Below are 21,028 nucleotides of genomic sequence, written 5' to 3'. Positions count from 1 at the left end.
CTCAACCCCGTCAAAAGTTTAATCAGGACGTACTACACCAACCTGTTTTTTTGCCGAATCGTACCGTTTAAAACGGCTCATTCCAGTAACTATCCAGCCGGTTGCTGACAACGGACCAAAACCTAGAAAGCGTCTGTACATCTTCCGATTCAACGAAACAGAGAGACATGAACGTACTAAACCGAATAGCCTGAACAAGTCGAAGACGCGCTGTTCTTCCCTTGCTCAGGCTACCGAACGTAACGTAGCTTGCGTAAGAACTTAAGCCTTTGCTCCTTTCTCCTGACCGCTTGTGAGCTTTGTCAGTTTGGTCGCTTCATAATCCTGTTCCGTCGGATTGTCTTCATTGCTGTTCTCGCAGGTTACGGTACGGCCACCGTCTTTAACGGCTTTTACGGTCATTGGCGCGCTACCTTCCAGCAGGGTAACCTGATCGCCGGGTTGAAACTGGGTTGGCGTGTTTTCCATATCGTTTGATGGTTAGACAGATTGGGTTGGTTTGCTTCCAGCTTCTCCTGGAAAACAAGTCTTACTAGCTAAAACTATAAAATCGCGGGTATGGTGTTGGTAAACTCAACATATTCTTATCGTATACTCAACCAAACGCGCCTGTTTTGCTTGCCCATCGAGTTCCTGCGCACTTAACCACATACTCTGTGTAGTCTACTACTTGTCAAACTCTACCAGTTACTGCCAAGTGCAGGCCAGCTATTGGTTTTGGCTGGTTGCTTGCCAGCCCTCCGCCTACTTTTGTGACGTATTACCATTCTCTTTATTAACCATGCAACAACATACGATGACGGCCTTAGCCGTAAATGGACTTTTGATTACGTGCCTGCTAAGCGCTTGCCAGACTGAAAAACTGGTGTCTCCTGTAGGTTCATCGGCACAGGCTCCGGACCCAGCCGCAACCTTAACCAGTGCCGATGGTGCACCCACCCGGATAAATCGCAAGTTGATTAAACACGATGGCAGCAAACTGCTTTACAATGCCGACGATCGGTTGTGGAAAATAATCGATAACCCTAACGAGTACACTGAGTACTCTTACAGTCCGGGAACGCTTGTGTCTATCCATTACAAGAATGGCCAGAAAACCAGCCAGATTACGCACACGCTAAACGCCGACGGGCGCTGTACTTCATCGAAGCACGTTAGTGCCCTAGATAACAAGACGTATAAATATGAGTACAATGCGCAGGGTCGGCTCAGTAAACGGTATAACGCCAACGCTGTAAACGAACGTCACGAGTATGAGTACGACGGAAATGGCGAATTGGTAATGTTTAAAACGTTCGACTCGGGTAATCTGAAAGGCGTTGAGATTACCTTCGGCTACAGTGTGCCAGGCGAACCCATACAGGTAGACCGTTATCGCTTGAACTCTGTGCTGTTAGCGCCTTTGGATGAGCATTTACCAATTTTCGGGGCATTCACGAAACATCTTATCCGGCGGGTTACTTATAAAGCTTGTGGCAATAACGACGTAGTTGAGTACCTATATACGTATACCTTGAACAACGACGGGCTGGCTACGGAGCAGAAAATAACAAATATGGCAACCAACGCCCTGGTATGGAAGAGTCTGTTCGCCTACTCAGGTTACGGCTTAATCCAGATAAATTAAGCGTTACATCCTTTTAAAACACAGCCTGGTTAGTCGAGGCTGTGTTACTTTCTTGCTTTGATCAGGGCAGTTGCAGCTTCCTCGCATGGTTAAATCAAGGCGTTACGTTTCTTTCCGATAAAATACACACCATCAATTCATGCACTCAATCTGGTTTACGATTGCCGCTGCGGCCTGGTGCATGTTAGCGTTGGTCCTGCTGATCCGTAGTGTTACGTCACTCATTGCCGTGTATACATCTGGCGTCCGCATCGAGCAGAGTGCCCTGGCAGCAACGTTTCGTTTCGATCTGCCAAAGCCAGGGGTGTATGAAGTAGCGGTAAAGCGAGCGTCAATCTTCGGTGTAATTCCCAGAAATAACTCATTTCAGATCAACGAACTCCTGAGTAATCAACCAATCGCCGTCGATAATTACGCCTTTCTGACAAGCAAACGTACCGACATGTCCGGTCATCGTATCGTACCGGTGGCGGAGTTTACCATCGAACAACCGGGCTCTTTTCAGCTCGCCAATCCAGCTACGGCGCAGTTTACTCAGACCGATACCTTATTGATTGCACCCAAGGCAGGCGTTAAAGGAGTGTTGCTGATTCTGGCAACTGTATTCACGAGTATTCTCTTTATTAGCGGATTCGTGTTTTTCCTGCTCTCGTTACTCAATAGGTAGTGTCTCGTTTGAATTTACTTACCCTTTCTACGCGTTTGCTCTTTCCAAAGCCGCTAGGCTGGTAAGCATAAATTTACGCCATTAAAGCCTACTAATGCTTTAGTGAAACAGCCGTCATATGTATAATGGCTTATTATATTTGCACCGGAAGTTTCACTTTACCGCCATTTGACATGCGTCTATTTCACCGACTGAGTTTAGCCCTTCTCGCCGTTGGACTGTTGCAAGCTTGTAAGCCGGAACAGCCAGATCCTGCTGTGACAGATCAAAACTCAACCAGCGATTCGTTAATAACGGTCGCTGTGCCTGACTTCGCCAGCGTTATCAACTCCTCAGTTACACCTAGGGGGAAGTTAGATCGGATAACGAATACCTATCAGTATGGTAATCCCGGTAACCCTAATGGCATCACTACTAATTTACTCTACGATGCCAAACAGCGAATCATCGGCCATACGGTGCTTAACTCACCTTCCAAAGGTGTAGACAATGCGTCTATTTATGAATACGCCAATGACAGACCTTACCGTACTTTCAACAAAGTAATCAATCCAGATAAGTCGGTATTCTATTTTATGGAGCAACTGGTGTATGATGCGAAGGAGCGTCCCAGCGCGCACCTTCTGTACCGGGTAGAGGTCGGTGGGCAGGCTCGTTTGCTGGAACGCAACATCCTGATTTACGACTCAGCGAATCGACTCGTGGAGATTAAAGACCCGAACCGATATCACGTTGGCCAACTCTTTGACTACCAAAGTAATAACTTACAGTTATTGAGACACAAATACGCCGACGGCACTCTTTCAAACGTTCAGACGGAGTACCGCTATGATGACAAACCCAACATCCTGAAAGGTGTTTTCTGGCGCTTTAGCCTGGATTATATTCATGAAAATCTGAGTAACAATAATTTGATCAGCCTTACTTTTAAAGACAACATCACTACCTCCACGCCCACTAATTACGTCATGGAGTATGATGCTCAGGATAGACTGATCCGTCGATCATCCACCTCTGCAAGTTTAGGCTTGGAGACGGTATCTTACTTTTTTAATGAGTAGGCATCTGCGACGTGTATTAACTGATAGCAGACAGCTTCGCAGACTTTTTTGGCCTGGCTTCTTTAGCATTGATCTCAGGCCAAAAAGTCTGCGGCTCTACGTATCGCTACGCTTCTAAACGGATTGCCACATAGCTAGTCAGTCTGCCTATGTTCTGGCACTCAAGCCAGCAGCCAGTAACTGTTCAAGGTTGAGTTGATTACCGTAGGTTGCGGTACGTTCGCCCTTGTATTTTCCAGATGCGCGACAACTTTACCAATGGCTTCCTTAGAGGTTTCGATGCCATGTGCCGTATTTGCCAGCACCTGGTGGCTCCGTAATGAGGGGATATGCCGCTGAGCCAGCCGAACCGTTTCCTGCGGGGGAAATAACAGGTCTTTTTCGCCCAGTACCAGATGAACGTCTGTGCTCAGACGCTGCAGCTCTTCCTTGCTCAACGGTGCCGGATAGTCTCCCCGAAACTTGTGATTTTTCAAGGCGTAGAGCAGGTATTGACGGATCAGATGCCGATATACAGGCGGAACGGTATGCGTGGGTAAACAGAAAATAGCCGCGTTCAGAAACGAGTTGAGTGTTTCCTGAGTGGGCCAGAGCATGGGTAACAGATTGTAATATAAATTTGGGAACGACGACGAGAAGGGCTGGATACCGGCCGGGTTCAGCAGTATCGCTTTCTCAATCCGGTCGGGTGCAGCCAGGCACAACTTAAGGCAGATCAGCCCGCCCAGCGAGGCTCCGGCAATAGTGGTGTTTTGCAGACCGAGTCCATCCAGCACTTCGGCGGCCCAACGCCCGTAGGCATCCGTTTTTATGTCGGGGCACTCCCCGTCGCTCAGGCTCGGCTGCCCGTTCACCTCTACGATGTAATACCGATAGCGTTCCCGAAGGGGAAGCAGCGCATTATCCATATCCCAGAACAAACCGCAGGTACGGGCACCGGGAAAAAAGACGATCGTTTTAGCCTCTGTCAGGTGCAGGTTAGCGCCCCATACCCGTGTCATGCCGAATGAAGTCAGCACCGTAATCCGCTCGTACGAAAACCCGTTCAGTGCTTCTATTTTCTGATTCCAGTGCTCCAGAAAGGTGACGGCTTCGGCCGGATTTTTAAACGTCGATACACGGTGAGTTCTCATACGGAGTGTTTGTGGGTTAATGTAGGATAACAACTCAAAACTATCCGTGATAAACCAGATCAGGTAGGCGAAACCGATAGCAGGCAGGTCTGGGGCAACAACTGGCCTGTTCAGCTTGATAATTGGGCAATCGCCGTCAAATACGTTCGAGCAGATTCAGAAATTCCTGCTTCTTATTCCGTGATACCGGAATGTTTTTGTTGTTGGCCATGATTACCTCCCCCCCGTCACCCCGGATGTATCTCTGCACGTACCGCACGTTGATCAGGTAGCCATGATGTACGCGGCAAAACCCTTTGCTTTCGAGCACATCTTCGACTTCTTTCAACGTTTTCGAAATTAAAACGGCTTTCCCGTTCGTCAGAAAGAAATGCGTATAACCGCCGTCGGATTCGCAGTAGTAGATCTCTTCACTTTGCAGAATTTGCAGACCTTCCATGGTGGGCAACGCAATGCGGTCGCCGGTCTTCTGCCGGTTCAGGTAAGCCACGAACTCGTCGACCTGAGAAGTCGACCGGGTTGGCAGAGCTTCTTCGGCTTTTGAAATCGCCTGCCGCAGTTCGTCCTTATCGATGGGTTTCAGGATGTAGTCGAGCGCATTATGCCGAATCGCCTGAATCGCGTATTCATTGTAGGCCGTCGTAAAAATGACCCGAAAGCCTGTAAACTGGCAGGCCTTGAGCATATCGAACCCACTCATCCCCGGCATTTCAATGTCCAGAAACACTAAATCGGGGTGATGAAGATTAACAGCCGCTACGCCCTCCGGGCCGTCGCTACAGGATGCCAGTAACGTAATCTGAGGACAGTACTTAGCCAGCAACAACGCCAATACGTCGCGGCAGTGTTTTTCATCGTCTACCAGAACAGCAGTCATGAGAACGGTAATTTTAAGGTAAAAGATACGCTGGTTCCGGCCGCTACTCCGTCGGCCAGGTATTGATCAACTATATCGATGCGGGCGTTAGCGCCGTACATTTCGTTTACAAGCTGCAACCGCTCCTCCATCAGCTTAACGCCTTCGGCTTTGTGACCCGACAGCGGATTGGGACGTAGCTGAGCCGCGGCTACCCGCCCGATGCCATTGTCGTTGATTTCGATAATCAGGTTTCCGGCCTGCTGCCGACACGTAATCTGCAACTTCGGCGCTCCGCCCTTCATCGGCAACAGTCCGTGCCAGATCGCATTTTCAACGTAGGGATGCGTAATGAGCGGGGGCACATGAATGGTATCCAGATCAAGGTCCGGCCGGACCTCAAACACAACGTCAAATTTTTTGTCACAACGCAGTTGTTCCAGTTCCAGGTATATTTCCAGCGCTTTAAGCTCTCTGCGCAACGATACCCACTCGGTTTTCGAGTTATCGATTACCTGCCGCATCAGCCGCGAGAACTTGGTGAGCAGATCGGACGCTCGTTCCATATCCTGCTGCAGAATAAAGCTGTTAATCGACGTCAGGCTATTGAAAATAAAGTGCGGGTTCATCTGCATCCTGAGCGCCAGCAGTTTTGTTTCGGCCACCCGCCTGTTGGTTTCCATCAACTGCCGCTCGGCGTTCTGATACGCCTGCTGCACGTCTACCTGCCTGATCTTCTGCGCGCACAAAGCCGCTACGGTCGTCAGGATCTTCAGGTGCCGGGGCTGAAAGAAATTCCGGGCTGGATGTTCGGCATCAATAATGCCCAGTACCTGCCCTTCCCACACAATCGGTACGGTAATTTCGGACAAACGAACGGCATCATCCGGTATATACCGACGATCGAGGGACGTATCGCCAATCACCTCGGGTTGACCTGATAGGGCTACCGATCCCACAATTCCTTTTCCCAGCGAAATCTCGATCGGCTGCAAAATAGTGTATGACTGGGGGCTTTTAGGTCCGTGAGCCGCTTTCTGCACCAGCATCCCACGCTCCTGGTCAAGCCAGTACACCACACAGTCGACAAAATTGAGTCGGCTGATGCAGTTTCTGGCTACATCCCAGAGTACCTCGTCGATGGTCGTTTGGGTAATAAGCGAGGTCGCGAAAAAGGTAATGGCCCGTTCCGCTTCCAGCTCTTCTGCCAACGCCCGACAACTCGGTGGCTTACTGGGGATAGCCATGGGGTGTTCAACTGCTTTTCTCATTCATATAGGTCGACAATCGTTTTGCAGCCTTCCAAAAGCCTACCGATTACTAAAAGGTGAGGCAATCCGCAAAGTTGACGGCGGGTTAAGCCGCCACGTTGGTAGCAACTACGCAAAACAGAGCTTAACTTGAAAGCCCAAATAAACAGTACGTGATTTTTGGCTGATAACTTCCGCAAAACAGATTAGTCCTGACATCCTGTATTCGGAATTACGTCCGTCTCTAGCTGCTTAACTCCTAGCCTGGTATTTGCTTGAAAAATCGATTCAGCTTTATTCTGTTTCTTTTAGGGCTCGTTTCGGGGCAGCCGCCGGGGCTCAGGGCACAACCGGTTACGCTGCGCCCAAACGTCAGCAGTTCATCGCCTTCGTCCGCTCCCTGGTTTCAGCACCTCACGCTACGTCAGGGGCTGGCGACTAATTTTGCGACCTCAATCACGCAGGACAGCCTGGGCTTCATCTGGATCAGTACGGTCAGTGGCCTGACCCGCTTCGACGGAATGCGTTGTCGTACCTTCGCCCGGCAGGCGGGAAATTCCCGTTCGTTGTCGCACCGCATTGTCCGCTCGTTATTCACGAGCCGGAATGGCACCTTATGGGTGGGTGCCCAACACGGCTTAAATCGCTTCGACCCACTTGCCCAGCAGTTTCAGCGCTATTCGTTTCCGAAGTTAAGCCCGGATCAGCAGTTTATCCGCGTCATCACCGAAAGTGCAAACGGTATGCTCTGGTGCGGCACCAAAGGCGGAGTCGTTCGCGTCGATCCAGCTACGGGTAGCGCGCAGGCTATTGCCATACCCGCTGATTCAAGTTCGCGGGAGGGGGCCAACTCCGTTCGGGCGCTGCTGATGGATGGGCCGTTGCTCTGGATTGGTACTCAGGCCGGGCTTTATAGCTTTAACTGGCAAACCAAACGCCTGTGCTGCTACCGGCACAACCCGGCAGCAGCCTTGTCGCTGCCGGAAGATTACATCACCTCACTGGCTAAAAATCCACGTACCGGCGCCCTGCTGGTGGGTACGACGAGTGGCCATGTCGGTATTTTCCACCCGTCAACGAATCAGTTTGCCAAGCTACCGCTAGCCGCAACCAATCAGGGCGCGGCCTATCTGCTGTTCACAAGAAAAGGCGATTTGTGGGTGGGTCTGGGCAGCGGTGGTTTGCATCAGTATAACGCCCCAAAAAACCGGTTCACTACGTACCAGAACGACGAACTTAATCCGCGCAGCCTCGGCTCCAACTCTATAAAGGGCTTATTTGAAGACCGGAGCGGAGTAATCTGGGCCATTACCGACGATGCGGGCGTGAGCTGGTTTAATCCAACGGTCGAGAAGTTTCATTCCGTATTCGATGAGGTCTCGTACCGTCCGGCTTCATCACTGGGTCTGGATGCCGCCAAGCTATCCATCGATTCCAGAAACTGCCTTTGGGTGTCCACGCGCGATGGAGTGGTGTGGATTGACCCGACAACCCAGGCCTATCGGTTGTACCGCCATGACCCGGCAAATCTTAACAGCCTAAGCACCAATTTTTTATACAGCATTCTGGCCGACGCCCAGGGGTACGTATGGGCGGGCAGCCCAAAAGGGCTTACCCGCTTCCATCCGCCCACCAATACGTTCGAGCGCATTCGGTACGTAAGTGGCCTGACCAATGCCGTGCGGCCTGCTCGTCCGGCGGGCACCACGTATCAGGAAACCGCTGGCGAACAGGTGTTCACGATCATCCAACACCCCGACGGTCGCATATTTATGGGTACGAATGAAAAAATAACTATTTACGACCCCAAAACCCGCCAGTTCCGGCACCAGTATAACGACGAACGCATTCGAAAACTTCCCGGCAAAAATTACAATACCCTATACGTCGATCGCCATAACAATTTGTGGGTAGGTGGCTTAGGTCCCGTCTATAAGATCAGTCCCGATCTGCGCCTGCTGACCCAATACGTTTATAAGGAAGACGACCCGAACAGCCTGCCCGATGAGGGCGTCACGGGCTTTGCCGAAGATAGTTTTGGCTATATGTGGATGGCTACCGACAATGGCCTCGCCCGGTTGGACGAACGAACCGGCCGGTTCGTGACCTTTACCACCCGCGACGGCCTGCCGAGTAACGATACAGCCGCTTTGTTAACGAAGGGCGACACATTATGGGTTAGCACCAGTCGGGGCCTGGCCTGCGTAGACACCCGCCGACTGCGGCTGACGAAGTTCGACGAAGCCGATGGGCTGCCTTCGTCCGAGTTTGAATCGAATTCGATGGTTCAGGATGCAGCCGGACGGATTTATTTCGGGGCTATGCGCGGGCTGGTCTACGTACAGCCCGATAAGATTCGCCCGAATCGCTTTGTGCCACCCGTGTTTGTCACCTCATTCCGGGTAAACGATCAGGAGTTTCTGCAAGGGCCAGCAGGAAATCCGGAAACCATCGTTCTGGATTACACCCAGAACGGGTTTACGTTCGATATGGCCACGCTCAGCTTCGACAATCCGGCGGGAAATCGCTATGCCTATCGGCTCGAAGGCTTCGAAGATCGGTGGAACGAGGCCGGTGACCGGTCATTTGCCAGTTACACCAACGTACCGCCCGATCGGTACGTACTGCACATTATTGGGTCCAACAACGACGGGGTCTGGAACCGACAGGGCTACCGCTTACCCATTGTTATTACGCCCCCCTTCTGGCAAACCTGGTGGTTCCGGATTGCCGTTCTTTGTTCGCTTGTTGCCGTTACGGTGGCAACGGCCCGTTGGCGGGTACGGCGGCTCGTGCGCGAACAACAGGAAAAAAGCGAACTGCGCGAACGGATTGCCGCGTCGGAGATGAAAGCGCTACGGTCGCAGATGAATCCGCACTTTCTCTACAACTCCCTGAATGCCATCCGGTTGTTTGTGCTACAGAACGACAGCGACAACGCCGACAAGTATCTGGTGAAGTTCTCGCGGCTCATGCGGCTTATTCTCGACAACTCCCGCCAGGAATGGGTAACCCTGGCCAGTGAACTGGAGCAGTTACAGTTGTATCTGGAACTTGAACAACTCCGGTTTGGCAACAAATTCGATTTCTCAGTGGATGCCGCCCCTACCTTGGATAAAGAGCACACGTCAATTCCGCCGATGATTATTCAGCCCTATATCGAAAACTCGATTCTTCACGGGATGGCGCATAAGAAAACACGGGGCCACATTCAGGTGTGTATAAAACCGATGAACGACGGACTGGAATGCATTGTCGATGATGATGGGGTAGGCCGAAAACGAGCGGGTGAGTTAAAGAGCAAAATGGTGTCGTCGCACCGAAGCGTAGGGCTCAAAGTAACCGAAGAACGGCTCCAGCTCATCAGCCAGCGCAGCGGCAAAGAAACCCGCGTAACGGTACTCGATAAGATGGATGCGGCCGATGAGCCAACCGGCACTAAAGTAATCATCCTCCTGCCTGTGATGCCGGTATAAAAACGAGTCTGGCAATTGTGCCAGACTCGTTTTCTCATTGCAGGATATTCTAGGTTATACGTATTGTCCTTAAGGCTGTACGCTAATAACACTAATCTTGTAGTCGTACGGCTTGGTATCAACCAAAGCAGCATTAGCTACGTTAAATTCTTTTTCTTCGGTTACATACCCGTCTGCATTGAGTGTGTAGTTGTGGAAACGATCAAACTGGATTTGGTTACCGGGAAGCTTTTTCTGCGTAATGCGCTTCACCAGGTGCTTACTCGACTTGCCGAAAATTTTCAAATATGTGTCGGGGAGGTTCGCCCAGCTAGGGTTCAAGGCAGTCCGATCGTCCAGAATTGGATCGCTGACGGGCTGATTATACGCGAACGTTACTTCGTTAGAAGCGGCTCCATTTGCGCCATACGAAGTAACTTTGGCTAAATCGCCTTCCGCGTTGAAGCTATAATCAGTACGTTCGGCCCCGTTGCTTTTGTTGGCGCGCGTCTTCAACTGGCCTTTGTCAGTATACTTGTACACCCAGTTTTTCTCGTTGACCACCGTGCCAGAACTATAATAGCTGTACGTTACGTGCTTCGATTCATAGCAGCGACCGGTATTTACGTCAATCTGATACGTATCCTCCTGCCCAACTTTGTTGCCATCGTATGCCGTGGCTTTAATCGACAGAAAGCCATAATTATACTCCGTCCGGTTGTAGATGTTTGCGTACGTACCGGGGCCATACGTCACTTTCTGGAGTTTACCATCGGCGAGATAAGTCAGCGTTGCCTGCCCATGCTTAACCAATTGATATTTCTTTGGCAGGCCCGGCGATATAATGTCTTTCGCGGATTCGGTTGACGAGGACACTGGTTTATCGGGTGTAACCAGGTTATTTTCCTGACAAGAGAGCAGGCCGAACGATGCAACGAACCCAACGATTGTAATACTCTTTTTGAATAAGGTATTCATTAGTACTTGTTGTTGTTTTGGTAAAGAAGATTGTGAATAACGCTGCAAAGTTGGCGGCTAGTCGAACAGGCATCCAGCCGTAACCAATAGCCAGTAGGTTTAGCTGCATAACGTGTTTCCCCTCGCTCATAACTGGTAAATTCAATCATTCTTTCGGCACGCGAGTGCACTAAAACGGCTGTCAATTCTCTGGAATAGCCTTTTTTCGCTTTTTTAACTGTGTTAATTGACAGCTATACCGCAGAGACTACTCGTTGTGTTCGGAATGCTACTAGCTGTTAAGTAGCACTCGCCTACGAATCGGGTGGGCGGTACCTTTAGCGTGTACAATCTAGATTATTCCCAACGCCCTCTTTTTCAACCAAAACCGGAATGGAACGGGTAATTTCGTCGCTTCTGGCCGGCCTGTGCGCGGCTCCTCTGTTTTACTTCGCAGCGGCCTGGCTCCTGAAAGCCGCCAACCAGGAAACGGGTGGCCCCGACGATCGCCTGGCCGTAGCGTATCTCAGTACCTTTGGCGGGTTTGCAGCCATGATTATCGGCTTTTTCCTCGTTGGCTTCGTTACGTATCGGTTTCTCAGCCCGCACTACCTGCGTATCGTTCAGCTTGCGGATGCCATTGCCCTCGTTGGCTGGATCATTGTTTACATGAATTACGCCGACCAGCAGCCCCAACGCTTAGACTACGGTGATTACCGACCCGTATTGGAAGTCGAATTACGGGCTACGAACGCGCTGCTGGGCGGCAGGTCCATTGACTCGCTACTTACCCTGGATTTTAGCGGAGGTACAGACGTAAATTCTCCGCATCCCGAGCAAATTCGCCACGAGGCCGACGCAACAATCCTACCCTGGGAGACAACGCCGATCGAGGTAAATCAATGGGGAATACGGGCGTTTCTGCACAACCAACCGATGCTGTTTCCATTGAATCTGCCGCGCCGTCCGGCTCAATCAACAGACTGGTCAAATTGGCAGAAGCCCGTTCAATACCAGGATTACATACTACCGGAAATGGCCAAGCTTGGCCTATCGCTACGGTATCGCTTCCGCCTGATTCCGTACGGTCAGCCTTAGGTTTTCCCTATAAATCGGGTTATTTGTTGCCAAATGAGGCTAACCAGAAGATGAGGGACAGGAAACCCGCGAGCACGCCCACCACAATCAGCATCCACTTCAAAACCGGCATAAACGGCCATTTAGTCGCCAAAAACAGGACGGCGATGCAGCTACCGACAAATAGGGTCATCAGACCTAAGCCAACAAACATGATATAACCGCTGCCCACGCCCGAATTACGACTATCGCCATAGTCAATGCCCCCGCAGAGACAGGCAGGCACCAGCATAATTCCAATGCCCCCGGCCAGAATGATACGTGCCAACACCCACCAGGGGCTGCCGGGTGCCCAGGCTAAAGAAACAAAGGAAAGCAGAACGCCCACTATGGGCAGAAACCAGCCGATGTGTTCGAGCTGCAGATTACCAGCCTCAGTAGCGGGCTGATTTCGGAACACTAGCAAGGCCGTTATGGCCAGCATCAGCAGCCAGACCAGCTCCGGGCCTAACGAATAGGCAGCAATACGATTCATATTCTCAATAAATAGATTGATTGATGGTTAGCCATTCCTGCAAACCACTGACGACACATACGGTGATGGCCAGCAGCCCACCTCCCAGCATGACAAGACCAAGCGCACCACGAAGCAACCAGCTGCGCCGGGAACCCGGCTGCGTTTCGTCCAGTTCTTCGGGCACATACGTAAGCCGGGTTGTGGTGCCTTCGCTCAGTTGAACCCAGCGCCTTGACTGCATACTGACATCGACCTCATGGGGTGACCCGGCGGCATCCAGGAACATACAGCGAACGTAGTGGTTTTCCAGTTCCCCCAGTAAGCCGGGGTCTTCCCTTCGGAATTTCGTAAGCACGGTTGCCGTTACAGTGAGGCCGCTGCTCCTGAGGTCGCGTCCTTCATACCATAGATACCAGCCAACCAGCGTACAGACTACGCCAATAACAAAGCCGCCAAAGGCGATGAGCAGGGGAATGATAGAGATAGAGGATGTCATGAGATTTGCCGGTCGTTCAATCAAAGTTGCCGATCCTCTCTTTCGAATACCAGCCCCAATCCGTAACTGGCGGAGTTGGCGTAATAACTCGCGGAATCTATGGATAACCGGTTCCTGGTCATTTCACGAGCCTGGCTGCCTGTTATTGCCCCAAACCCGCCAGCTGTTGATTCGTGATAGGTCAGGCCCGGCACATAGGCTACGTTTGTAACGTGCCGCCGAGTAACGATGAGCGGACGTAATAACCGACAACCCTGATGAAAATTATAACGATAGCCAACTGGATTCTGGTGGGTGTATACGGCGCTCTGCTCCTGTTTACCCTCGTAAATATCAGTCGTCCCGGCAACGATGCAGCCGGCCGGGGGATGGAATCCGGATTCGTTTTTATCGGGTTTCTGCTGCTGGCGGCACTTGTTGGCTTGAACCTTCTCCCGTACCGGGCGGCCCGAATAACCGCTTTAGTAGTGGCAAGCTTACCCCTGCTGATCGTTCTCTACAACCTGATTTCGGATCAGCTGACCTCAGCCCACCAGCCACAGCCGGACGATACGAATACACCTGACCACCAAGCGTAATTAGCTGCATAGAGTATTGTCACTCAACACCTGTTCACTACCATGATTTGGCTATTCAGATTCGGCGCAGCTATTGATTGTTTAGGTGTATTGATCACCTGCTGGATTCTCCTATCGCCCGAGATCAACCGCCCTAAGCAGTTGAGCAATAAACAACTCTTCGGGCTTGCGTGGCTAGGCGTAGGGTTGGTGGGGTTCTCGTTCTATCTAAAGAACTGCCATTACCAGACCACAGCCACGGCGCTGGTCTGGCTGCCGGGTCTTCCTCTGCTAGCCAGCGGCTTGCTGCTGGTTAGAACGCTGACGACAAAGTCAACCTGGTAAGATAAATCAGGCATTGTTTCGCATTAATTGCCATGAGTATAAATAAAAAGGCTGACACTAGGCTCCTATGGGGTACTAACGTCAGCCTTTTTTGTTCGTGGTGTGTAAAGCTTTCTTGTCTGCGTAGTGGGTCAAAAGACACAGCACCATCAATCCATTGTTTACCAATAGAATACTTCAGATTTAATCCACAATCATCTTTACTCGTGTGGCCAGCTATTTTTCAAATGATATGCGATGCTACGTTCGCGCCACTGCATCAGTTCATGCGCTGCTTCAGGAGTTTGTACTACCCGGTGCGTTCAGGTATTTAATCAGTGCTTTAAACGTTAAGGGCGCATCGTCCCCTGCGGCAAAGATCTCGGCGTAGCGGTCGATGAGTTCACGAAACACCAGGCGTTGGGGGCCCGTAACGGCAGGGTCGGCACCGCACTCCAGCAGAAGCTGACAAACATCCCACAGCTCCAGGCGGGCAGCAGCCAGCAAAGCCGGATGCCCCGCCAGCCAGCCCGTTGCCGTTGGTGGATACACGGCATTCGGATCGGCACCGTGTGCCAACAAGAGTTTAATTTTTTCCAGCCGGTCTTTATTGTAATCCATGACGGCAAACAGAATCGGCGTGGGCTTATCCTGCATTCGGCTGGCGTTCGGGTCAGCGCCGTGCTTGAGAAACCACGCCAGCAACCAGGCCGGGCAGTCGCGACTGACCAGTGCGTGCGTGGGCGAACGTAACGTATCGTTGGTTTGAATGGTCGCTCCTTTGGCCAGCAGAAGGGATAAATAAGGGATTACCCCGTCGGCGCTATCGCCCCCGCGCAGGGCCGCAAAGTCGAGTAACGTAACGTGATCGGTTCCGCTCCCGTTTATTACTGGCACAGGCTGTGCTAACAACGTTTGTACGCGAGCCAGGTCCCGGCTTGCGATTGCCTGGGCGATCTGGCGTCGCTGGGCATCCCGGAAATAATACGTACCGTAAAACCGACCATCTTCTTCCAGTCTGGTTTGGCGGGCCGAAAATCCCTGGCCGATCAGTTCAACAAGTCCGGCCAGGAGGGGCAACAACAGCAGGACAAACACGCCAAGTCGTGTAACGTGAAATGAAAGACAGTTTACACCGACCAGCACAGCCAGTACGATAAATCCGAAGAGAAGGTAAGCCGTCGCCAGGCCCCGACCCGCAGCATCGGTGTTCGACGGATTCATCGCCAGCGTACTGTACGCAAGCAGAATTCCGTAACTAGCCAGCAGTAACCAGTTGATAAGGGCGATGAGTTTCATACGTAACGGCTCCATGACAGGACGGGCCCACCTGAGCGAAGGCAATTAGTTGGTAATAGCAATTCGATACATACACCGGCGGCTACTGGTAATTGCGCTACCCGCCAGAAACGGGTCGTCGGCCGTTACGTTCTTTTCCGAGTCAACGAGTAAATCCAACGCATTGAACCGCTGTAAAGGCCCTTTGAAATACGATTCCGGAATGGTGAATGTCCCTTGCCCCGACCCGACATGGGTACTGAGATAATCGGCATCGTCGGCGCTGCCCCGCTCATACTGCACATGGCCCCAGGGGTCGACCAGCATGCTGCTCTTAGAGACTTTCAACTCGGTTACGGAGCTTTCCCCCTGCCAATTTTTCCACTGAGTCACAAACCAATTGTGGGGCTCCAGCCCTTGCCACTGTAAACTGAGTGATTGCTGTTTTGAGTGCTTTACTGGCGGAGAAAAAAGCCCCGCTGTGAGCTCGGCCTGCGTTTCAATGGTTCCAACTTTATATTCTTTACCGTCCGTAAGCGCAACAGTAACCGTATACGCAGCATCGGCTTCGACAGCCACCTCCGAATCGACGAGTTGATAGTACGGGTAGGCCCCGTAGTAATTCGATGAACCGTTGTTGAGCCACAGCGGCTTGCCATTTATTTTCAGTTGGATATCCCGATTGGCAACCAGTTTATTGTTTTTATCGCGGATGAAGCCCTCAACCGATTCGGTTAAGGTGCCTCCGTAGCTCATGGAACGGCTAATGACCACATTTACCCGTAACAGCGAAGGATCGACCACGGCCCCGGTTGATAACGATGACGTACTACAACGCATAAACAATACGCTGAACGGAATGACTAAACCCCGAAACACAAGACGCAGGCGATACGACATGGCTTCTCATAGCTAACTGCTGACCTACTTCTGGTCAATGATTATTCATCGACAGCGTAAAAGTATAGATACAGGAAGCCCTCACCCAGCCCAACTTAACAGCAGGCCGGTTTCAACACATAACTAGCAGCGACGGGCTTGTTTGCGGTAGAACCAAAACCGGATGTGGTCAATCACTGATAAAGCCAGGCAGTACCAGTAGCTGACGAATAGAATGAAGTCTTATTTATTCAGGAGAGCCATTACGGCTTCGTCGCCCACTACGGCTTGAGCGGGCCGGGGGTGTTCAGCGTTGAAAACCTGAAGCGCGGAGGGCTCTAGTACCGTGTTCGAACCTTCATCAATCTGCCCGTCTTTTAAGGCCTTGCCTAAATCGAGATTGAGGTGCTTCGCCAGAAACCGATATGCTGCGGCCCGTTTGCTGGGGCCATAATCATGCCCTTCGGTTGGCAGATGAACGTTTTCGACACGGTCGGTAGCTTCGTAATAACCGTAAATAGTACGAACGTACGGGTACTCAACATCGGGCGTATTTTTAGTCCAGTCTTTTCCATCAGACACCAGCAGCAACGGCCGGGGAGCCGCCAGCGCGGCCAGTTCTACGTTACTGGTCTGATGCGTTAGTCGTTTGTGAATGGGCATTCCGCTTTCGCAGGTACAGCCGCCAAAAAAGTGCGCCGACACCATGACTACCGGTACCGAGACTTTTACCCGCGAATCCAGCGCCGTTAACAGGAATGTCTGCGTGCCGCCACCCGATTCGCCGGACACCCCGACGCGCGCTGGGTCAACCTCGGGCAGGCTGGTCAGGAAATCGAGTGCCCGGATACTGTTCAGTGTTTGCAGTTTCAGCGCCTGCGGCAGTTTATGCGAGCACTGCTGCGAATCACCGTAGCCGATCATGTCGAACACGAACACGGCGGCTCCCATTCGGGCTAAGGTAGCACACCGCTGCTGGGTTTGCTCCATAAACCGGGCATCTTGTTTGGGCGCGTGCCCGTGTGGACAAAGCACCCCCGCCAGTTTACCTGTTTTACTGATGGGACGATACAGGTTTCCCGTCACAAAAAAGCCGGGTATGCTTTCGAACGCTACGTTCTCGACGGTGTAGCCGTTCATGGTACGCAGACTGTGCCGTATCGGCCGAAGGGGAGCAAAAACGGGTTTGTCGGGCAAGGTCATTCCGTCGCGTAGTCCCTGCCGAATCAGAGCGGCCCGCTTCTCCCAGGTTGCCCGGTCGTGGTAAGTACGCGCAAACGAACGTAACGAATCGGCCCCCTGCGCTTCGGTGAAATAAGCCCCCTGGCATAAATCAGGCCGATCGGGATTGGGTTGAGCCAGGGCGGCAAGAGACGCGAACAGGCAAACTACAGAACCAGCGAGCCGGGTTTTCATGAGCGAACAGAAGGGGCTAAATATAAACGGGTTAGGAACAGGGATACATATTCATAAAGACGGGCCCCTCGCGAAGTTACCTGTTCAGACTCCGTTGATTCGGCCTATACGTAACTGAGCCGCCCCGGCCGTTGATCAACAGCTGAAGCGGCTCAGTTATTCGTAATGACTTAATTAGTTCTTTACCTGCACCGGCAGGTCTTCCAGTTGAGCGTAGCCGAGTTTCCAGCTATCATCAGCCTGTTTTTTCCAGACGAAGATAAAATTACCTTCGCCGAAACCGCGGGGGCGGTTGGGGCCATCGGGCAACACGTCTACCGAAAATGTACCGGCCTGATACGCCGTTTGGGCGTCGACGGTCGAACTCACTACGTTGGTTTTCAGATCGCTAATGGTTGGCAGGGTTTCGCGCACCCATTTCTGCGATACCTCCGATTTTCCGTTGAAGTGTACGTCGCCCTGCAAAAAGTTGACGTCTTCGGCCAGGAATGAGATAACCTTATCCGATTCCTTGTTATTCCAGGCACCAATAAACTGCTTGTTAAGGTCGTCGATAACGGCCGGATCGGCCGGTTTTGAGCATGACGAAAACAGTGCTGCCATGAGCAGCAGTGATACGATCGGTTTCATAAGATTGAACGGTTTGAAACTAGTGAATGATTTACACACTGCGTGTTTACCCGGAAACCGGCTGGCTAACCGGGTAAACACGTTTGTTAAGCCTTACCAGCTCTTACGCCGGTATTCGGACGTAGGGTATGGCGTTGAGGGATCGCCGTACGTATCGTTCGGCAAGAAGAGGGCGTTCGTAGTATAGGCAGCCGCCACCTGGGGGCTATACGCCGTTGCCATTGGACTAGGCGCAGCAACCGCGGCAGGTGCAGGAGTAGGCGCAGCGGCCGCTTTCGCTACTGCCGGCCGGGGAGCGGCTATGGCTGGTGCTGATTTATGCGAAGCGGCTTCCTGACGGGCCAGAGCGGCTTCGCGCCGGGCTTCAGCGGCCTCCCGTTCAGCTGCGGCTACCCGAGCCGCAGCCTTCTTCCGGTTATCGACCCCTTTCCCAATGGCATACCCGGCTGCAGTCCCGGCTACCCCGCCAATAACACCACCTACTACGCGGTTGCGTTTGTTGATAATGGCTCCGGCGGCCCCGCCGGCAGCACCGCCAATCACGGCTCCTTTTGCCTGTGGGCTCCAGCGTCTACCAAACTGAGCCTGAGCTGATTGCATAAGTGTAGTGGTTACAATCAAGATTAGTACTACACTGTTTATGGCCTTTTTCATAGTTGTCTTTGTTTTACTAGTGGACTATTAGCGTGAACTGGTTCTTTGACAGTTGCCTAATCGAAAGGTTTATTCAGCGGTCATTCACTAAACAACCATTAACGAGACAAGCGAATTGATTGTTTGTTCCTGACCGGTTCTCCGCAGCGCGCTTTTTTAAGATGTCGAGCACTTTGCTTACTCAAAATCAGGCTCCTGTCACGTAACGTCCCCCGTCCTCATTTATCACATCCGGGCCGGTGTACTATCAATTGTTAGCGGCCCCGACGTCCTTACCTTTTGGTTAAAATACCGTTAATGAACCAAACAGTCTGGCCGGTTCAGCGTAGTTAATAGCGGAATTACCCCATCACCTATGTCGCTTTTAATTCTTGTCCGGCACGGACAGTCGCAGTGGAACCTGGAGAACCGCTTCACCGGAACGGTTGATACGCCCCTGACGAAACTAGGTCGGCACGAAGCCCGCGAAGCAGGGGTTCTGCTGAAACCCGACCGATTCGCCATTGGCTTTACGTCCGTCTTGCAGCGAGCCATCGAAACCATGGACATCATCCTACACGAAACCGGCCAGACCGACTTGCCGATTGAACGTAGCGCAGCACTCAACGAACGCATGTACGGCGATTTGCAGGGCATGAATAAAACGGAAGCCGAAGCGCGTTTTGGAGTTGAACAGGTCTTTCGCTGGCGTCGGGGTTATGCCGACCAGCCCCCTAACGGCGAAAGTCTGGCGGATACGTACCAGCGGGTCATCCCTTATTTTGACACAACGATTCTGCCTCATTTACAACAGCAGGACAATGTCTTACTCGTTGCCCATGGCAATAGCCTGCGATCGCTGATGATGCGGCTGGAGTTGATATCCCCCGCCGATATTGAACGGGTTGAGCTGGCAACGGGTATTCCCCGGAGGTACGAATTTGATCCCGAAACGGGTTTATTTGAGTTAAAACCGCACTAGTGATGCATTTTTCGACGTCTTTCGTTGTTACAGCAGACAAGTAAAAAATAAACGTATGAAAGCCGTTGTTTTAAGTGATTGGGGTGGTGTCGAGAATTTTGCCATCCAGGACATAGCTAAGCCTGCGATCCAGGCATCGGACGTATTGGTGCAGGTAAAAGCGTTTGGGGTCAATCCGGCCGATTTTAAAACCCGGACCGGCACGACGCCTTATTCCAAAAACTATACTCATCCTATTATTCTAGGTTGGGACATCGCCGGTGAAGTCGTAGAAACAGGCTCCGACGTAACGGAATTCAAACCAGGCGATGCCGTCTATGGTATGGTCAACTTCCCGGAGCCGGGCCATGCCTACGCCGAGTACGTTGCCGCTCCGGCCGCCCATCTGGCCCACAAACCCGCCGAACTTTCGTTTGAGCAGGCGGCAGCCGCTCCGCTGGCGGTGCTCACCGCCTGGCAGGCTTTGACCGAACATGGGCATTTGCAGGCAGGCGAAAACGTGCTGGTTCAGGCCGCTTCGGGTGGCGTGGGGCATCTGGGTGTTCAGTTAGCCAAAGCGCTGGGTGCTTACGTAATCGGCACGGCCTCAACTAAAAACGAAGCGTTCGTCCGATCCTTGGGCGCAGATGAATTCATCGACTACACCCAGACCAACGTTGAAGAAGCGGTATCGGAGGTCGATCTGGTTTTCGACACAGCCGGTGCAGACACCATCTTCACCTCGGCGAAGGTGCTTAAACCGAACGGGCGCTTAATTTCGATTGCCTACGGAGCCATGGATAAAGTACTGGAGGTTCGGCCGGACATCCAGGCGGAGCGTATTCTAGTACACACCAGCGGTAGCGATCTGACTAAAATCAATCAACTGATTTCGGACGGAAAGCTGGCCATTGAAGTCAGCGAAGTGCTGCCCGCCGACAAAATTGGCGACGCCCACCAGCGGCTGGAAAGTCGCCGGACTACGGGTAAAATCGTCTTGACGTTCTAGTTTTTAAAATCTGTGAATCCCGTAAAAAGCTGACGAAAAGCAGGCGGTTTTTTACGGGATTTTGTAGGTCATCGCGCTTCAAAATAGGTTTATTCATAAAATAATACCTACGAATTGGATTTTCCCGCTGGCTCGAAGCGCGTTTGTTCATATAACATTTCTTCATAGAGGGGCGTTCTGTGATTGTACTACCTCTTACTGCCGTTTATCGGAACGGTATTTTGTAGACTCATTCAGTTCATTTA

Annotated in this window: 21 protein-coding genes; 9 read left to right on the top strand and 12 right to left on the bottom strand. The window is 51.9% G+C overall.

From position 1 onward, the window contains the following. Positions 1 to 261: 261 nt before the first annotated feature. On the bottom strand, positions 262 to 468 hold the full coding sequence (locus ACYVBJ_RS06385; RefSeq protein ID WP_460981462.1) for a hypothetical protein: 207 nt from the start codon (positions 466 to 468) through the stop codon (positions 262 to 264). Between the two features lie 313 nt (positions 469 to 781). On the opposite strand from ACYVBJ_RS06385, the gene ACYVBJ_RS06380 reads away from it, so the two are divergent. From ACYVBJ_RS06380 to ACYVBJ_RS06370, 3 genes are all read left to right on the top strand, one after another. Further along, entirely contained in the window at positions 782 to 1,627 is an 846-nt protein-coding gene (locus ACYVBJ_RS06380; protein ID WP_460981461.1) for a hypothetical protein, read from the top strand. 139 nt (positions 1,628 to 1,766) lie between these two features. After that, positions 1,767 to 2,294 (top strand): hypothetical protein, encoded by a 528-nt coding sequence (locus ACYVBJ_RS06375; protein WP_460981460.1) that lies wholly within the window; start codon positions 1,767 to 1,769, stop codon positions 2,292 to 2,294. 257 nt (positions 2,295 to 2,551) lie between these two features. Next, positions 2,552 to 3,355: a hypothetical protein gene (locus tag ACYVBJ_RS06370; RefSeq protein WP_460981459.1), complete on the top strand. Its 804-nt coding sequence runs from the start codon at positions 2,552 to 2,554 to the stop codon at positions 3,353 to 3,355. A 161-nt stretch (positions 3,356 to 3,516) separates the two neighbouring features. Here ACYVBJ_RS06370 and ACYVBJ_RS06365 read toward each other — a convergent pair whose 3' ends face one another. The 3 genes from ACYVBJ_RS06365 to ACYVBJ_RS06355 form a co-directional block, all read right to left on the bottom strand. Next, positions 3,517 to 4,488, bottom strand: a complete 972-nt coding sequence (locus ACYVBJ_RS06365; RefSeq protein WP_460981458.1) for an alpha/beta fold hydrolase — start codon at positions 4,486 to 4,488, stop codon at positions 3,517 to 3,519. Between the two features lie 136 nt (positions 4,489 to 4,624). Beyond that, positions 4,625 to 5,365: a LytR/AlgR family response regulator transcription factor gene (locus tag ACYVBJ_RS06360; protein ID WP_460981457.1), complete on the bottom strand. Its 741-nt coding sequence runs from the start codon at positions 5,363 to 5,365 to the stop codon at positions 4,625 to 4,627. Further along, positions 5,362 to 6,615 (bottom strand): histidine kinase, encoded by a 1,254-nt coding sequence (locus ACYVBJ_RS06355; RefSeq protein WP_460981456.1) that lies wholly within the window; start codon positions 6,613 to 6,615, stop codon positions 5,362 to 5,364. Before ACYVBJ_RS06355 ends, ACYVBJ_RS06360 begins: the two co-directional genes overlap by 4 nt. Before the next feature lie 254 nt (positions 6,616 to 6,869). On the opposite strand from ACYVBJ_RS06355, the gene ACYVBJ_RS06350 reads away from it, so the two are divergent. Further along, positions 6,870 to 10,070: a sensor histidine kinase gene (locus ACYVBJ_RS06350; RefSeq protein WP_460981455.1), complete on the top strand. Its 3,201-nt coding sequence runs from the start codon at positions 6,870 to 6,872 to the stop codon at positions 10,068 to 10,070. A gap of 69 nt (positions 10,071 to 10,139) precedes the next feature. On the opposite strand, the gene ACYVBJ_RS06345 is transcribed toward ACYVBJ_RS06350, so the two are convergent. Then, positions 10,140 to 11,027, bottom strand: a complete 888-nt coding sequence (locus ACYVBJ_RS06345) for a hypothetical protein (RefSeq protein ID WP_460981454.1) — start codon at positions 11,025 to 11,027, stop codon at positions 10,140 to 10,142. Between the two features lie 372 nt (positions 11,028 to 11,399). Here ACYVBJ_RS06345 and ACYVBJ_RS06340 point away from each other — a divergent pair, with 372 nt between their 5' ends. Continuing rightward, positions 11,400 to 12,104 carry a hypothetical protein gene (locus ACYVBJ_RS06340; protein ID WP_460981453.1) on the top strand — a complete coding sequence of 235 codons (705 nt, stop codon included), beginning with the start codon at positions 11,400 to 11,402 and terminating at the stop codon, positions 12,102 to 12,104. 19 nt (positions 12,105 to 12,123) lie between these two features. Here ACYVBJ_RS06340 and ACYVBJ_RS06335 read toward each other — a convergent pair whose 3' ends face one another. Both ACYVBJ_RS06335 and ACYVBJ_RS06330 read right to left on the bottom strand, forming a co-directional pair. Then, positions 12,124 to 12,618, bottom strand: coding sequence for a hypothetical protein (locus tag ACYVBJ_RS06335; RefSeq protein WP_460981452.1), 495 nt, complete (start codon positions 12,616 to 12,618; stop codon positions 12,124 to 12,126). Between the two features lie 4 nt (positions 12,619 to 12,622). Then, positions 12,623 to 13,096: a hypothetical protein gene (locus ACYVBJ_RS06330; protein WP_460981451.1), complete on the bottom strand. Its 474-nt coding sequence runs from the start codon at positions 13,094 to 13,096 to the stop codon at positions 12,623 to 12,625. A gap of 257 nt (positions 13,097 to 13,353) precedes the next feature. Between ACYVBJ_RS06330 and ACYVBJ_RS06325 the strand changes: the two genes are divergently transcribed. Then, positions 13,354 to 13,674, top strand: a complete 321-nt coding sequence (locus ACYVBJ_RS06325) for a hypothetical protein (protein WP_460981450.1) — start codon at positions 13,354 to 13,356, stop codon at positions 13,672 to 13,674. Positions 13,675 to 13,716: 42 nt separating this feature from the next. Next, positions 13,717 to 13,998 carry a hypothetical protein gene (locus ACYVBJ_RS06320; RefSeq protein WP_460981449.1) on the top strand — a complete coding sequence of 94 codons (282 nt, stop codon included), beginning with the start codon at positions 13,717 to 13,719 and terminating at the stop codon, positions 13,996 to 13,998. A 276-nt stretch (positions 13,999 to 14,274) separates the two neighbouring features. Here ACYVBJ_RS06320 and ACYVBJ_RS06315 read toward each other — a convergent pair whose 3' ends face one another. From ACYVBJ_RS06315 to ACYVBJ_RS06295, 5 genes are all read right to left on the bottom strand, one after another. Continuing rightward, entirely contained in the window at positions 14,275 to 15,276 is a 1,002-nt protein-coding gene (locus ACYVBJ_RS06315) for an ankyrin repeat domain-containing protein (protein WP_460981448.1), read from the bottom strand. 45 nt (positions 15,277 to 15,321) lie between these two features. Beyond that, positions 15,322 to 16,155, bottom strand: coding sequence for a hypothetical protein (locus ACYVBJ_RS06310; RefSeq protein WP_460981447.1), 834 nt, complete (start codon positions 16,153 to 16,155; stop codon positions 15,322 to 15,324). A gap of 222 nt (positions 16,156 to 16,377) precedes the next feature. Then, positions 16,378 to 17,550, bottom strand: coding sequence for an alpha/beta hydrolase (locus ACYVBJ_RS06305; RefSeq protein ID WP_460981446.1), 1,173 nt, complete (start codon positions 17,548 to 17,550; stop codon positions 16,378 to 16,380). A gap of 174 nt (positions 17,551 to 17,724) precedes the next feature. After that, positions 17,725 to 18,180: a YybH family protein gene (locus ACYVBJ_RS06300; RefSeq protein ID WP_460978112.1), complete on the bottom strand. Its 456-nt coding sequence runs from the start codon at positions 18,178 to 18,180 to the stop codon at positions 17,725 to 17,727. Positions 18,181 to 18,273: 93 nt separating this feature from the next. Beyond that, positions 18,274 to 18,780, bottom strand: a complete 507-nt coding sequence (locus tag ACYVBJ_RS06295; RefSeq protein ID WP_460981445.1) for a glycine zipper 2TM domain-containing protein — start codon at positions 18,778 to 18,780, stop codon at positions 18,274 to 18,276. Between the two features lie 409 nt (positions 18,781 to 19,189). Here ACYVBJ_RS06295 and ACYVBJ_RS06290 point away from each other — a divergent pair, with 409 nt between their 5' ends. Together ACYVBJ_RS06290 and ACYVBJ_RS06285 are read left to right on the top strand one after the other, a co-directional pair. After that, on the top strand, positions 19,190 to 19,795 hold the full coding sequence (locus tag ACYVBJ_RS06290) for a 2,3-bisphosphoglycerate-dependent phosphoglycerate mutase (RefSeq protein WP_460981444.1): 606 nt from the start codon (positions 19,190 to 19,192) through the stop codon (positions 19,793 to 19,795). A 55-nt stretch (positions 19,796 to 19,850) separates the two neighbouring features. Next, positions 19,851 to 20,783 carry an NADP-dependent oxidoreductase gene (locus tag ACYVBJ_RS06285; protein WP_460981443.1) on the top strand — a complete coding sequence of 311 codons (933 nt, stop codon included), beginning with the start codon at positions 19,851 to 19,853 and terminating at the stop codon, positions 20,781 to 20,783. The last annotated feature ends 245 nt before the right edge of the window (positions 20,784 to 21,028 follow it).

The sequence above is a fragment of the Spirosoma fluminis genome, assembly GCF_054778895.1.
The sequence above is the reverse complement of the archived record's forward strand: the minus strand, read 5'-3'. Positions and strand labels throughout refer to the sequence as shown.

Bases quoted from the DNA above. Each gene is read 5' to 3' on its own strand.
- ACYVBJ_RS06355 (WP_460981456.1), bottom strand. From the start codon at position 6,615: ATGAGAAAAGCAGTTGAACACCCCATGGCTATCCCCAGTAAGCCACCG.
- ACYVBJ_RS06305 (WP_460981446.1), bottom strand. From the start codon at position 17,550: ATGAAAACCCGGCTCGCTGGTTCTGTAGTTTGCCTGTTCGCGTCTCTT.
- ACYVBJ_RS06365 (WP_460981458.1), bottom strand. From the start codon at position 4,488: ATGAGAACTCACCGTGTATCGACGTTTAAAAATCCGGCCGAAGCCGTC.
- ACYVBJ_RS06330 (WP_460981451.1), bottom strand. From the start codon at position 13,096: ATGACATCCTCTATCTCTATCATTCCCCTGCTCATCGCCTTTGGCGGC.
- ACYVBJ_RS06295 (WP_460981445.1), bottom strand. From the start codon at position 18,780: ATGCAATCAGCTCAGGCTCAGTTTGGTAGACGCTGGAGCCCACAGGCA.
- ACYVBJ_RS06315 (WP_460981448.1), bottom strand. From the start codon at position 15,276: ATGAAACTCATCGCCCTTATCAACTGGTTACTGCTGGCTAGTTACGGA.
- ACYVBJ_RS06340 (WP_460981453.1), top strand. From the start codon at position 11,400: ATGGAACGGGTAATTTCGTCGCTTCTGGCCGGCCTGTGCGCGGCTCCT.
- ACYVBJ_RS06300 (WP_460978112.1), bottom strand. From the start codon at position 18,180: ATGAAACCGATCGTATCACTGCTGCTCATGGCAGCACTGTTTTCGTCA.
- ACYVBJ_RS06375 (WP_460981460.1), top strand. From the start codon at position 1,767: ATGCACTCAATCTGGTTTACGATTGCCGCTGCGGCCTGGTGCATGTTA.
- ACYVBJ_RS06285 (WP_460981443.1), top strand. From the start codon at position 19,851: ATGAAAGCCGTTGTTTTAAGTGATTGGGGTGGTGTCGAGAATTTTGCC.
- ACYVBJ_RS06335 (WP_460981452.1), bottom strand. From the start codon at position 12,618: ATGAATCGTATTGCTGCCTATTCGTTAGGCCCGGAGCTGGTCTGGCTG.
- ACYVBJ_RS06310 (WP_460981447.1), bottom strand. From the start codon at position 16,155: ATGTCGTATCGCCTGCGTCTTGTGTTTCGGGGTTTAGTCATTCCGTTC.
- ACYVBJ_RS06325 (WP_460981450.1), top strand. From the start codon at position 13,354: ATGAAAATTATAACGATAGCCAACTGGATTCTGGTGGGTGTATACGGC.
- ACYVBJ_RS06345 (WP_460981454.1), bottom strand. From the start codon at position 11,027: ATGAATACCTTATTCAAAAAGAGTATTACAATCGTTGGGTTCGTTGCA.
- ACYVBJ_RS06290 (WP_460981444.1), top strand. From the start codon at position 19,190: ATGTCGCTTTTAATTCTTGTCCGGCACGGACAGTCGCAGTGGAACCTG.
- ACYVBJ_RS06320 (WP_460981449.1), top strand. From the start codon at position 13,717: ATGATTTGGCTATTCAGATTCGGCGCAGCTATTGATTGTTTAGGTGTA.
- ACYVBJ_RS06380 (WP_460981461.1), top strand. From the start codon at position 782: ATGCAACAACATACGATGACGGCCTTAGCCGTAAATGGACTTTTGATT.
- ACYVBJ_RS06360 (WP_460981457.1), bottom strand. From the start codon at position 5,365: ATGACTGCTGTTCTGGTAGACGATGAAAAACACTGCCGCGACGTATTG.
- ACYVBJ_RS06385 (WP_460981462.1), bottom strand. From the start codon at position 468: ATGGAAAACACGCCAACCCAGTTTCAACCCGGCGATCAGGTTACCCTG.